Raw genomic sequence first — 12,796 nt, forward strand, 5'->3', positions numbered from 1 at the left:
GCGGAGTGGTGGCGCGATGGCGGAACAGCACCCGCCGCGCGGCGATCCTGGGTGTGCCAAACCCTGGATCCGAGGTCATACCGAGAAACCGCGCACACCGCTGACGATAGAGAGGCCGATTCGTCACGAAGGGACCGCCGCTATGCGCGTTCGTATCCGTCACCTCCTCCTCGGTGTGACCGCCACCTTGACTGTGGCGTGCACCGCCACCTCCCCCGCCCAATCGCCGCCCGCCCCACTCGACCACTACGTGATCCCAGGTGATCGCGCGTTCCCCACCGGTCTGGCCTACCACGCCGCGACCGGCCACTATTTCGTCGGCAGCGCGGCCGGTGGCGCGATCTACCGCGGACATGTCGATCGACCGGAGGTGGAACTGTGGTCGCCGGACGGGGCGGACGGGCGTGAGCTGACCTCCGGGATGACGTTCGATCGGGCGGGCAGGCTGTTCGTCAACGGCGCCGGCAGCAACACCGTTCGCATCTACGATCCCGCCAGCGCCGAACTGCTCGCCGAACTGCACGGTCTCGAAGGCGGTTTCGTCAACGAGGTTTCCATCGCCGACGATGGTTCGGCGTATGTCACCGATTCCTTCCTTCCCGTCATCTACCGGATCACTGAGACCGACGGCCGCTGGCGGTTGGAGCCCTGGCTGAATGTGGCGGACACGCCCATCGAGTGGGTGCACGGCCAGCACAATCTGAACGGGATCCTCGCCGTCGGAGGACAGTTGCTGGCTGTGCAGAGCAACACCGGTCAGCTCTGGCGCATCGATCGCTCTACCCGTGCGGTGACCCAGGTGGAAACCGAGCCGCTGCCCAGCGCGGACGCACTGATCTCCGAGGACGGGCGGCGCGTCTTCGTGACACAGGGCAATCTCTATGCCGCCAGCGATCAGGAACCCCGGGTCGCCGTCCTGGCGATGAACGAGGACCTCACCAGCGCTCGAGTTGTGGAAACTCTCATCCCGCCGGGCGGATTCCGCCATCCCAGTCAGGCCGCGCTGACCGGGCAGGGACGCCTCCTCGTCGTCAACAGTCAATACAACCGGTTCGTATCCGGTCAGGCGCCGGAGCTGCCGTTCACGATTTCCAGTCTTCCGGTCGCCGATTGACACCTCCGCGGCCGGAAGACGGTGCGCCGCTGCAGCGGTCGGGCCGGGATGTGAACCGTGATCCGGTCGCCCGCATACGCTGGAAGCGTGGACCGCAGAGATCAGCTCCGTGACTTCCTCAAAACCCGCCGGGCCAGGCTGACACCGGCCGATGTCGGCCTGCCGGATGCGGGGCAGCGCCGAACACCCGGCCTGCGGCGCGAGGAAGTCGCGGTGCTCGCCGGCGTCGGGGTGTCCTGGTACACCTGGCTGGAGCAGGGCCGCGACATCAAAGTCTCCGCACAGGTTTTGGACGCCATCGGCGACGCACTGCGCCTGGACGCCCACGAGCACACATATCTGTATCGTCTCGCCGGACTCAACCCGCCGTCGGCCACCAACGGCTCCGTCGGTCCGCTCAACCCCGGACTGCACCGCCTGCTGGCGGGCTGGTTACCCCTCCCGGCCTACATTTTGGACCAACACTGGAGTCTGGCGGCGGTGAACAGTATGGCGCGCACGGTTTTCGGGCTCAGCGACCGAGACCACAACTGCCTGGTGGCGTTCTTCGCCAGCAGCCGTTACCGCGCCGCGTTCACCCGCTGGGATGCCGCGGCGCCGGACATCGTGGCGCGGTTCCGCGCGGACGCGGCCAAACATCCGGGTGATCCGGAGTTCCAGCGGCTGGTGACCCAACTCAGCGCGGTCAGTCCAGAATTCGCCGAGCTGTGGGCCGCGCACGATGTCACGGAGACGGCGCAGGGCCGCAAATTCATCACCCATCCGCACGCCGGCGAGCTGGTCTTCGAATACACCCGGCTGCCCCTGCCGGACCATCCCGGGTACGACATCGTCCTGCACAACCCCGCGCCCGATACCGACACCATGGCGCGGCTGGAGTCGCTGACAGTCGAACAACTCCGCACCGGCTGAAAGGGACCGGTGCGTGGTGGTGACAGACCCATGATCAGCCGGCTCTGTTTCCTCGTCCGCGCCGCCCGCAGGCTGTGTCTCATGACTCGATTCACCGACAAGATCGCACTGGTTACCGGCGGAACCAGCGGTATGGGCCTGGCCACCGCCCGCCAATTGCTCGACGAAGGCGCGCACGTCGTCATCACCGGGCGCGACCGCGACCGGCTGGACGCCGCGGTCGCGCAACTGGGGGAAGACGCGCTCGGCGTCGTCGCCGACGTCGCCGATCTGTCCGCGCTGGACACCCTGATCCAGACCATCCGCGAGCGGTACGGTCGGCTCGATATCGTCTTCGCCAACGCCGGGGTCGGGATGTTCAAACCGAGCACCGAGATCACCGAGGACGATTTCGATCACGCGGTGGCGGTCAATTTCAAAGGCGTGTTCTTCACGATCCAGAAAGCGTTGCCGCTCATGGCTGCCGGCGGCGCTGTCGTCATCAACGCCTCCTGGACCCTGCATCGGGGCGTCGACATCCTCACCGTGTACTCGGCCACCAAGGCCGCCGTGCACAACCTGGCCCGAACCCTGGCCGCCGATCTCGCCGCGCGCGGCATCCGGGTCAACTCGGTCAGTCCCGGCTACATCGACACACCCATGTACCCGGAGGCCGCACTCACCGAGCAGGTGGCCGCCGCGTCCCGGAACCGCGTCCCCGCACGCCGGTTCGGCCGCGCGGAGGAGGTGGCTGCCGCGGTAGCTTTCCTAGCATCCGACGCGGCCGGGTACATCAACGGACAGGATCTGATCGTCGACGGCGGCCTGGTCAGTTCCATTCCCGCATAAGGATTTCAGGCCTTCGTAGGGGCTGACGGCGCCGTCGGCCCCTACTTCGGCGCGGACCATGGTCAGGGCGTAGCACCCTCGCCGGAATCAGCTATCCACACGCCGAATCAGTCGTGCTTCATCGCCCGCCGGCCCAGATACGGCGTCACCGCCCGAGTGTGGCTCGCAGCCAGACTCGCGCGAGCTCGGCGTCCTCGGCGGTGAGCGCATGACCCACGGGCAGCACATGATGGGTTACCCGCGCTCCCGCACGATTTAGCTGTTGGGCCAACCGCAGACCGTCCCCGGCTGCTCTCCGGTGGTCTTTCGCGCCGTCGATGATCTGGACTGGCGTCCGGTCCAGGCGACAGCGCGGAGCCCCGGTGAACGGGGACAACGGCCGCAACAGGATCGCTCCCGCCAGCAGACCGGGCCGGGTCAGCAGCAGGGCGGCGGCCATGATCGCACCGTTGGAGAATCCCATCGCGACCGGTGGCTCGGTGAGCCGGTAGCCGGCGCAGGATGTTTCGATGTAGTCCGCCAGCACCGGTACCCGGGCTGCGATATCCGCCTCGTCGACCCGGCGATCCGGAAACCGATGGAAGAAGCTGTAACCGTCTTCCATGGGCACGGTGCCGCGGATACCGAGGGCCGGCGACCCGGGCGCCACGTCACCGGCCATCGGCATCAACTCCGTTTCGGTGCCGTGCGAACCGTGCAGCAGCACCAGCGGCGTTCCGGTGCCGGCGCGGAAACAGTGTGCGTGTGCCGGGTTCACCGCAGCGCCGCGTAGACGCCGAGGGCGGCGAGCGCGGCCAGATACAGCAGGACCAGGCGGGTGTCGCGGAGCCAGCATTTGCTGCGGCGCAGGCCCTGGCGCCAGGCCCGCCAGTAGGCGGTGAAGGCGAGCAGCGCGAACCCGGTCAGCGCCCAGGGGCCGATCAGCCAGGTCAGCAGTGCGACGGTCGCGAAGATGCACAGGTTGAGCGGGTCGGGCGGCGGCTGGCGAGCGGCCTGCTCGTAATAGACCCCCCGCTGCTCGGTCATTGCACTCCCTGCCACATTGCATACGCCGCACACTCGGTGATCAACGGACCTCCACCGGAAGCAGAGCGCGACCGGCCGGGGCGGCCGCCGACAGGCGTTGCCGCGACAGGGCGGGCCAGGCCTGCACCGCGCAGAACGGCGCGCACTGGTCGGCGTCGGCCCGCGTGCCGACATGCACACAGCATTGGGTCAGACGTTCCTCGATCATCGTCGACATATCCATGAACGGTTTGACCGTGATTCGGACGACGCGTTCCCCGAGCAGCGTCCGCAGCCGTTTACGCCGGCCCGGCAGCGCCGAAGAGGCCAGAGTCAGCAAGGTAGACATGCCCAGATCGCAGTTCTCGCAAATGTTCTGCCACACCCGGCCGATCTCCGGATGCGACAGCGAGGACTGCTCCGACAGCAGACCCAGCAGCGATTCCCGCACCGCCGTGCGCAATTCGGCGGGGATGGCGGAGTCGGCGATCCGATTCGACACCAAGCCCAACTGGTCCTTCAACCGCTCGTGCCCGATCAGCGACACCAGCGAACGCCACTGCCCGGCGTCGTCACGCAACAGATAACCCACCGAGCAGCAGTGCGGATGCGAACACGGCAGCGCGGTGAGGTCACGCCAGGTGACCAGTCCACCGGTTTGCGGGCCGAGGCGGCGCAGCACACCGGTATGGGTCAGCCGGTCCATCGGATCGATGTGACCCGAACGCCCGGAACCGAATTGCGGCTGAATGGACACCCCGCCGACGAAGGGGGTGGCCAGGGCGACGCGCACCACGTCCCCGATCTCGCTGTCGTTGACGCCGAGCGCGACGGTCATCACCAGCGTGGTGAAAATGCCGTGCGTAGACAGCCGCCGCAGCGCCTCGGCCTTGCGGGCGCGCAGATCGCCGCCGCGATGATGCCGGGACGCGGCCGCGGAACTGCCGTCGTATTGCAGATACACCTCGACCCGCTCACGATGGCGAGCCAGCAATTCCACCAGGGCGTCGTCGCGGGCGATGCGCACACCGTTGGTATTGAGCAGGATCCGGGTGACCGGTCGCGTGGTCAACTCGTCGAGCAGCCGCGCCAACTCCGGATGCAGCGTCGGCTCGCCGCCACTGAGCATCAGCACATCGAGCTTGCCGTTTTCCCGGGCCAGCCGCTGATCGACATTGGCGAGCACGTCCTCGACCGCGACGACGCCGCGCAGATCCGGCGACGAATCGGCGAAACAGGTGGGGCAGCGCAGGTTACAGCTGTCGATGATGTCCTCGAGCAGAATGCAGGTGTGCTGGGTCTGCATTTCCGGCAGTCCACGCAAATACGCCGACGGCACCGGATCGAAATTTCCCGGCGTATCGGGCAGATGCGCCTTGGTCGGCGCGGTCCACTGCTCCAGATACTCGAGGAGATCCGGGTCCTCGTCATAGAGGGTGCGCACCATCCCGTGCCGGGCGCACCCGCGTTCCAGGAACACCTTCCCGCCGCGATCGGCCAGCCACCCCGACAGCCGCGGCACCTGCGGCAACGGCGTCTCCGGCGCTTCCTCGTGGCAGCGCGGGCAGAAAGCGTTCACATAGCGCAGAATTCGGTCCCCGCGCAGCGGCATCCCGGTACTCATGCGGTGTAGATCGTCGGATTGACGCCGGTGCAGAACCCGACCGTGCACACCGTCATCAGCGCCCACCCGATCATCAGTCCCAGCCCGAGCCCCTTCGACCACGGCTTGCGCAGCAGGATCAGCGCGGTGCCGCCACCGAAGGCCAGCAGCACGCCCCCGACCGCGCCGAGCGCGATCGGCACGGTGTTGGTGCTGTGTTCGAGCGCGGTGATGAACAGGAAGAACGCGGCCACCGAGTTGACCAGCAGATACCCGAACGCACCCGTCAACGCCATCAGCACCTGCACGAGCCCGTCGTTCGACTTCGGCGGCGGCCCCTGCCACCCCGGCGGCGGATAGGGCTGCCAGTCGCCCGGCGGCTGGGGGCCCGGCGGCTGGGGGCCCGGCGGATACTGCGTCGGCTCCCAGCCACCGGGCGGCTCAGGTGTGCTCATCGTGCGGCCTTTCGTCAGGGAAAGTCATCAATACGTCTGCAGGACGGCGACACAGAGCCCCGCCGTGAACAACACCACCAACGCCCACCCGATCATCAACCCGAGACCGAGTCCGCGCGCCCAGGTCCTGGGGATCGAGACCAACGCGAGGCCACCGCCGAAGGCGACCACCACACTGAGTACCGCGAAGGCGCCCAGGCTCCACACCTCGCCGACCAGGAAGATCACCGCCGCCACGCTCGCACCGACGAACGCCACCGCGCCGACGACCATCATCCCGACCAGCAGCGGAACATCCAGCGCAGGCGCGGCCGGTTGTCGGTGCGGTAGCTGGCGATGCGTCTGCTGCCCTTGTGGTGACGACTGTTGCTGGGGCGACTGGAGCGACGGCTGCCTATGCGGCTTGTGCTGCTGCAGCGGTGACTGTTGTGGCGGTGACTGCTGTTGCTGCGAAGCCTCTCGCGGTGGCAACTGTTGCTGGGACTGTTGTTGCTGCGGCGGTTGTTCCGGTCGCCGGCTATGCGGAGCCTGTTCCGGCGGTTGCTGTTCCGGCGGTGGTGTGCTCATGCTGGGACCTTGCGTCCGAGCAGCCCGTCGTAGTGCCCGCGCCGGTATCCGAGGCCGAGCCGCACCGCGACCAGCACGAGACCCGGGAGCAGAAACCATTGCGGGCGTGTCAGATCCAGCCACACAGTCTCGTTCGCGCGGGTGAACTCCACCGCGAATCGGAAGATCGCGTACGCGCATACATAGAGCGTGAACAATTCTCCAGGGGCGCTGACCCGGTTCCGCGCCCACAGCAGCGCCGCGAACGCGGCCAGCTGGAACGCGATCTCGTACAGGAAACTCGGATGCATCGCCGCTCCGCTGGCGCACCCCGGGCAACTAGGCACGGTGCCGGGTGCGTGCACGCCCCACGGCAGCTCTGTCGGCCGGCCGGGCGCTTCGGTCAGGTGACATCCGATGCGCCCCACCGCCATACCGAGCGCCACCGCCGGAGCGAACAGATCCCCGGTGCGTTCCTTGTATCCGATGATCTTCTTCGCGATCAGCACCCCGAGGTAGGCCCCGAGCAGGCCGCCGAGCACACTGCGCGCCCCGAACATCCAACTCTCGTAGGGGTCGAGCGTTTGCGCCAGACTCGACAACCGCATCCCGAGCGCCCCACCCACCAGCGCCCCGGTGACCGCGACCAAGGATTCCTCGCGAAGCGCGTTACGACGACGGCACTCCAGCACGAACACCACCGACGCCGCGACCACTCCGAGCGCCACGAACAACCCGTGCGTCGGAATCCCGAAGATCAGGTGCGGCACCATCCGGCGAGCCTATCGGCCGCACGCCGAGCACGGGATGAGTGAAACTACCTTCCACACGCCGGGCGAATACCGCGATCCTTTCGCGCCGCGCCTTCGCATCCAGCTCGTCGGTCGTCGCCACCACACCGCAGCGCCGGGCCACGTAGTTCAGCGCCATCAGATGGTCCTCCCGGCTGAAATCGGCGGTCGCGTCCAAAGCGGCGGCTCGGCGAATGCTGAGAAATCGCCGCCGCCAACATCCTGAACTCGGCGATATCCGGTACTCGGCGGATGTCCCGGCACTCGGCGACATCCCGGCACTCGGCGATGTCCCGATTCAGGCGATGTCCCGGCACTCGATAATGTTCCGGCTCAGGTGATATCCCCGCACTCGATGATGTCCGGCTCAGCCGATATCCCGGCTCAGGTGATCAGGGAGCGCAAGTTGGGCAGAGCGCCGATGCGCTGGCTGACCGGACGGTCGGGTGCGGCGGTTTGCGGTGAGCCGGTCGCGCGCAGGCGGGCGCGCATTTCAGTGGGCGTCAACCTGCCACCGGCCGCGGCCCGGATGCCCTGATAGCAGGCGATCGCGCCGACGACGATGGGCGAGGCGCTGGAGGTACCGCTGAAAGTGTCGGTGTACCAATAGGTTTCATCATCGCCGCCCTGCAGATCACCGTAGCCGGTGGTGGTGACTTCCAGGCCCCAGCCCTGGGTGTCGACGCGGCTGCCGAAGTTGGAGAACGCGAGCCGTGATCGCGCCGGGCCGTGATCGCGGCCGTGAGTGCCCGGTGGTGGCGCACCCGCGCCGACGACGATCGCCCCGGAATCCTCCGCGCGGAAGGGGTTGCGCCACGTCGACGGGAAACCGGTCGGGCGGGTGTCGTACAGGGCGGCGTCCAGATTCTCCCCGCCGTTGCCCGCCGCTTCCACCACGATCACCCCGCGAGCGTGCGCGTAGCGGATGGCGGCCAGGTCGTCGGGCCACCACTCGATGGCGATATAGCCGGCCTGGTCCGGGCGGTCACCGAAGTTGTGGCGCGGACCGGGGCGGTGCAGTTCCAGCAAGATGACATCGCCGGGAGCGAGGGCGTCGGCGGCGGTGCGGATCGCCGCGGCCGACCCGGCGCCGAAGATCGACACCGCGCGGATCACCGAATCCGGTGCGATACCGGTGATTCCGAACGCGTTGACATCACCGCTGATTTCGCCCGCGACCGCGGTGCCGTGATTGCGCCAGCCCTCGTCGTCGGTGGCTTGGCCGCCGATCACACCGCCCTGATTTTGGGTGAGGTCCTCATGGCTGAACAGCCACGCACCCTCCACATCGACCACCCGTACGCCCGTGCCGCGCCCACCGGGCTGCGTCCAGGCCCACCGGGCGTCGATCCCGCCGGGCGCGGAATCCAGATATCCTTGCCGCGCACGGAAATCCGGGGTCACCGGCGGTGCGTCGGCCTCCGACCGCGCCGTGGCCTGCAATGGCGCCAGCGGTGGCTCGGCCCCGGGTTTGACGTAGGCGCCGTCGACCGCGTCGTCGGCGCGCAGCCGTTCGGCGATCGCCTCGAGGTCGTAGCCGGCGCCGTCCACCGCGAAATAGTTCAGGTAGTCCGCGCCGACGGATTCCTGCTCGGTGCCGGCCAGCCGCCCCGGTAACCGGTTGGGCGGGCCGAAGATCCGGCGCAGACGCGCATCGAGTGGCAGCAGCGTGTTCAGCCGCTGCGCGCTGGCGAGGTTGTCGCGCAACGCGATCGACTGGATCGGTGTGCCCGCACCGTGGGTGACCACGATCAGTTCCGCCGGTGACCGCATCGTCGCCGGTGCCTGCGGTCGTGCCGAACTGCGACGTTGATCAGTAGGTGCCATAAGGACAGTGAACCCGCTGGGTGAATCCGCCGCCAGTCATCCCCCGCGCGTCGCGAGTACCCGCGCCGGACCCGGAAGGCCCACCACCGCACCGACACCCGCGATGAGCAGCTCCAAGATCCCCAGCACGATCAGTCCGCCACCACCGACCAGCGCCAGCGACTCGAGCGCCTCGAACGGCAGGGCCAGCACCGCGATACCCAGCACCAGGGTGAACAGGCCGAGTAGTTCGTGGCGACGGACGTTGGGTAGGCGGTCGTCCCACACGGCGACGGTGGCTTGGGTGATCCCCCGCACCGACCAGCCGATCCCCAGCCACATCGCCAGCAGCAGGACCGAATTGCCGCCGTTCAAGCACAGCACCGCCAGCAAGGCCGAGATCGCGGCACTTACTAACACCAGAGCTCGCAACGCAACAGCAAACTTCGCGGCGAGGGCGATCCACAGCTGTAACGCGCCATTGATCAGGAGATACGACGCGAACAGCAGTTCCGCGACCGCGATCGTTTTTTCTGGCCAAACCGCGATCACCACACCGAGAATCACCGTCACCACCCCGGAAGCAAGCACCGCTTGCCGCCCGCCCGCTACCCTCGGATCCACACGCCCCACACCATCGTTTTCGGGCATAAAGCCATGGTAGGGGCGCTCGTTCTCAATAACCCACGGTTTGCCCGCATTCCCGGTGCGTCGGTCGTCCTCCGTGTGTCCCAGGACCAACCGACCGGTTTGCCCGGCGCGGTCTCCGCCGCACCGTGACCTCGGGAACTCGGCGTTACACCAGACGCTCGCGGCGTGGGCGCGGAAAGTAGTTCACCAAGCGTCGCGCCACCCGTTATCGGCCTGCCTGTTCCCGGCAGGGATTGTTCGCAGTCGTCACGATCCGGCTACAGATACCGCCTATTCCTCTCTCCGCTTTCTGCCCCGGTGATCTCCTATTACAGTTCCACCTGGCTCGATCCCGTTACATCCACCAGATGGCCCGGGGAGTTCGCATGGCGAAGACACAGGAATCACCCGCGAAAACAATGCCGCTGCTGACCCTGTCGGCGATGGTCGTCGGCTCGATGGTGGGAGCCGGGGTTTTCTCGCTGCCGCGCAACTTCGGGCAGGCCACCGGCGGTTTCGGCGCACTGATCGCGTGGACGATCGCCGGAACAGGCATGTTGATGCTGTCTTTCGTCTTCCAAGCCTTGGCGATCCGCAAGCCAGAACTCGACGCGGGCGTTTACGCCTACGCCAAGGAGGGCTTCGGAGAATACCCGGGCTTCTTTTCCGCATTCGGCTATTGGGCCAGTGCGTGCGTCGGCAACGTTTCTTACTGGGTGCTGATCAAATCCACACTCGGACAGGTTCTTCCGATTTTCGGTGAGGGAAATACCATTCCGGCGGTCCTGCTGTCCACGGTATTCATCTGGGCATTCCATTTCATGGTGCTGCGTGGCGTCCAGGAAGCAGCCGCGATCAACAAGATCGTCACGATCGCCAAGCTCGTGCCGATTCTGGTCTTCATCATCGTGCTGCTGTTCTACTTCGACGCCGGCGTTTTCGCCGACAACTTCTGGGGCGGGGACGCGTACTCGGAGTCGCTGTTCGAGCAGGTCCGCTCGACCATGCTGGTGACCGTCTTCGTCTTCCTCGGCATCGAAGGCGCGAGCGTGTATTCGCGATACGCGCGCAAGCGTTCCGACATCGGCCGCGCGACCGTGCTGGGATTTCTCAGTGTCCTGGCGATCTTCGCCACGGTCACCATGGTGTCGTTCGGCATCATGCCGCGCGAACAGCTGGCTTCGGTGCAGCAGCCCTCGATGTCGCCGGTTTTCGAATCCGCCGTCGGCAGCTGGGGCGCCTGGTTCATCAGCATCGGCCTGATCGTCTCGGTCCTGGGCGCGTACCTGGCCTGGACGTTGATGGCCGCCGAGGTCCTTTTCGTCGCCGCGGCCGATGACGATATGCCCTCGTTTCTGGCTCGGGTGAACAACCACGGCGTCCCGGTCGTGGCGCTGACGTTCACCACGGCTCTCGTTCAACTGGTGCTGGTGACGACCCTGTTCTCCGACGACGCGTTCACCTTCACGCTCAAACTGTGCAGCTCGTTGTCGCTGGTGCCGTATCTGCTCGCCGCCGCCTACGCACTGAAACTGGCGATCACCCGCGAGACCTATACCGATCTGCACCCGGAGGACCGGCGCAAGGAACTCGTCGTGGCCGCGATCGCCACCTTCTACACCACGTTCATGATCTTTGCCGCCGGCCTGGAGTTCTTGCTGCTGTCGTTCATCATCTACGCCCCCGGCACCATCCTGTTCGTGCTGGCCCGCCGTGAGCACGGCAAGAAGTACTTCCAGGGCTGGGAGGTGATCCTGCTCGTCGTCTCGATCGTCGGCGCGGTCGCCGGGCTCATCGGGCTGGCCACCGGACTGATTTCCATCTAGCCACCGTGACCATCACGCTCAGGAGGCACAGAACATGACCGCAACCCAGCCGTCGGCCGCCTACGGTGTGCACTCCGAGGTCGGCCAACTCCGCAAAGTCCTGATGTGCGCTCCCGGGCTGGCACACGAGCGTCTCACCCCCACCAACTGCGACGACCTGCTTTTCGATGATGTGCTGTGGGTGCAGAACGCCAAGCGTGACCACTTCGATTTCATGACCAAACTCCGCGATCGCGGCGTCGAGGTGGTCGAGTTCCACAATCTGCTCGCCGAAACGCTCGCCCGGCCCGGAGCCAGGGACTGGATCCTGGACCGCACCGTCATCGCCAATCAGGTCGGGCTCGGATTCATTCATCACACGCGCGGCTACCTGGAGTCACTCGATGAGCGCACGCTGGCGACCTACCTCATCGGCGGGCTCGCCGTTGCCGACGTGCCCGACTGCGGGCGCGGCTACCGTGCGTTGGCCGACGGGCAGGCGGGAGCGCGCGAGTACCTGTTGCCGCCGCTGCCCAACACCCTGTACACGCGCGACACCACCTGCTGGATCTATGGCGGAGTGACCCTCAATCCGCTGTTCTGGCCTGCCCGGCACGACGAAACGCTGTTGATGAAGGCGATATACACCTTCCACCCCGATTTCACCGGAGCCCAGATCTGGTGGGGTGACCCGGAACTGGACTGGGGTCTTGCCACCTTCGAGGGCGGTGACGTCATGCCGATCGGCAACGGCGTCGTTCTCATCGGGATGAGCGAGCGGACGTCTCGGCAGGCCATCAGCCAGGTCGCCCGGACGCTGTTCGAGCGCGGGGCGGCCGAGCGGGTGATCGTCGCCGGCATGCCCAAGCTCCGCGCCGCGATGCACCTGGACACCGTGTTCACCTTCGCCGACCGTGACCTGGTCACGGTGTTCCCCGACATCGTCTACGGCATCCACGCGTACTCCTTGCGCCCCGGCGACCCGATCGAGGTGGTCGACGAACCCGAGCCGTTCTTGACCGTCGTCGCGAAGGCGCTGGGTCTCGGCGCGCTGCGCGTGGTCGAGACCGGCGGCGGCTACTACGCCAACGAACGCCAGCAGTGGGACAGCGGGAACAACCTCGTGGCGGTAGAACCGGGCGTCGTCTTCGCCTACGACCGCAATACGCACACCAACACCGAACTCCGCAAGCAGGGAATCGAGGTCATCACCATCGTCGGCGCGGAACTCGGCCGCGGCCGCGGCGGCGGGCATTGCATGACCTGCCCGATCGTCCGCGACGCGGTCGAGTTCTGAAACC

At 66.8% G+C, this 12,796-nt stretch carries 13 protein-coding genes and 1 pseudogene; 5 read left to right on the forward strand and 9 right to left on the reverse strand.

Annotation, left to right across the window (positions count from 1 at the left end; all coding sequences use genetic code 11):
• The first annotated feature begins 142 nt into the window (after positions 1-142).
• From BJ987_RS24785 to BJ987_RS24795, 3 genes are all read left to right on the forward strand, one after another.
• The gene (locus BJ987_RS24785) at positions 143-1,114 is read left to right on the forward strand and encodes an NHL repeat-containing protein (RefSeq protein WP_209894691.1); all 972 of its coding nucleotides are present in this window, start codon (positions 143-145) and stop codon (positions 1,112-1,114) included.
• Between the two features lie 87 nt (positions 1,115-1,201).
• Entirely contained in the window at positions 1,202-2,026 is an 825-nt protein-coding gene (locus tag BJ987_RS38075; protein ID WP_209894694.1) for a helix-turn-helix transcriptional regulator, read from the forward strand.
• Between the two features lie 81 nt (positions 2,027-2,107).
• Positions 2,108-2,854 (forward strand): glucose 1-dehydrogenase, encoded by a 747-nt coding sequence (locus tag BJ987_RS24795; RefSeq protein WP_209894697.1) that lies wholly within the window; start codon positions 2,108-2,110, stop codon positions 2,852-2,854.
• A gap of 145 nt (positions 2,855-2,999) precedes the next feature.
• Here the strand turns inward: BJ987_RS24795 and BJ987_RS24800 are convergent, their stop codons facing one another.
• The 9 genes and pseudogenes from BJ987_RS24800 to BJ987_RS24840 form a co-directional block, all read right to left on the reverse strand.
• A complete protein-coding gene (locus tag BJ987_RS24800; protein WP_209894700.1) occupies positions 3,000-3,611 on the reverse strand; it encodes an alpha/beta hydrolase in 612 nt (203 codons plus the stop codon).
• Positions 3,608-3,880 (reverse strand): hypothetical protein, encoded by a 273-nt coding sequence (locus BJ987_RS24805; RefSeq protein ID WP_209894703.1) that lies wholly within the window; start codon positions 3,878-3,880, stop codon positions 3,608-3,610. Before BJ987_RS24805 ends, BJ987_RS24800 begins: the two co-directional genes overlap by 4 nt.
• Positions 3,881-3,920: 40 nt before the next feature.
• Complete coding sequence (locus BJ987_RS24810; RefSeq protein WP_209894708.1) at positions 3,921-5,483, reverse strand: radical SAM protein; 1,563 nt, start codon at positions 5,481-5,483, stop codon at positions 3,921-3,923.
• A complete protein-coding gene (locus BJ987_RS24815; protein ID WP_209894711.1) occupies positions 5,480-5,917 on the reverse strand; it encodes a hypothetical protein in 438 nt (145 codons plus the stop codon). Before BJ987_RS24815 ends, BJ987_RS24810 begins: the two co-directional genes overlap by 4 nt.
• A 27-nt stretch (positions 5,918-5,944) precedes the next feature.
• Positions 5,945-6,484, reverse strand: coding sequence for a hypothetical protein (locus tag BJ987_RS24820; RefSeq protein WP_209894714.1), 540 nt, complete (start codon positions 6,482-6,484; stop codon positions 5,945-5,947).
• Positions 6,481-7,236: a prolipoprotein diacylglyceryl transferase gene (locus BJ987_RS24825; protein WP_209894716.1), complete on the reverse strand. Its 756-nt coding sequence runs from the start codon at positions 7,234-7,236 to the stop codon at positions 6,481-6,483. Before BJ987_RS24825 ends, BJ987_RS24820 begins: the two co-directional genes overlap by 4 nt.
• Before the next feature lie 100 nt (positions 7,237-7,336).
• A pseudogene (locus BJ987_RS37840) lies at positions 7,337-7,429 on the reverse strand (isochorismatase family protein); the annotation flags it as partial.
• Positions 7,430-7,638: 209 nt separating this feature from the next.
• Positions 7,639-9,081, reverse strand: a complete 1,443-nt coding sequence (locus tag BJ987_RS24835; protein ID WP_245366113.1) for a S8 family serine peptidase — start codon at positions 9,079-9,081, stop codon at positions 7,639-7,641.
• A 36-nt stretch (positions 9,082-9,117) separates the two neighbouring features.
• Positions 9,118-9,711 carry a DUF308 domain-containing protein gene (locus BJ987_RS24840; protein WP_209894718.1) on the reverse strand — a complete coding sequence of 198 codons (594 nt, stop codon included), beginning with the start codon at positions 9,709-9,711 and terminating at the stop codon, positions 9,118-9,120.
• Positions 9,712-10,076: 365 nt separating this feature from the next.
• Here BJ987_RS24840 and BJ987_RS24845 point away from each other — a divergent pair, with 365 nt between their 5' ends.
• Together BJ987_RS24845 and BJ987_RS24850 are read left to right on the forward strand one after the other, a co-directional pair.
• Complete coding sequence (locus BJ987_RS24845; protein ID WP_209894720.1) at positions 10,077-11,516, forward strand: basic amino acid/polyamine antiporter; 1,440 nt, start codon at positions 10,077-10,079, stop codon at positions 11,514-11,516.
• A gap of 34 nt (positions 11,517-11,550) precedes the next feature.
• Positions 11,551-12,792, forward strand: a complete 1,242-nt coding sequence (locus BJ987_RS24850) for an arginine deiminase (RefSeq protein WP_209894722.1) — start codon at positions 11,551-11,553, stop codon at positions 12,790-12,792.
• The last annotated feature ends 4 nt before the right edge of the window (positions 12,793-12,796 follow it).

Source organism: Nocardia goodfellowii, assembly GCF_017875645.1.
Lineage (GTDB): Bacteria > Actinomycetota > Actinomycetes > Mycobacteriales > Mycobacteriaceae > Nocardia > Nocardia goodfellowii.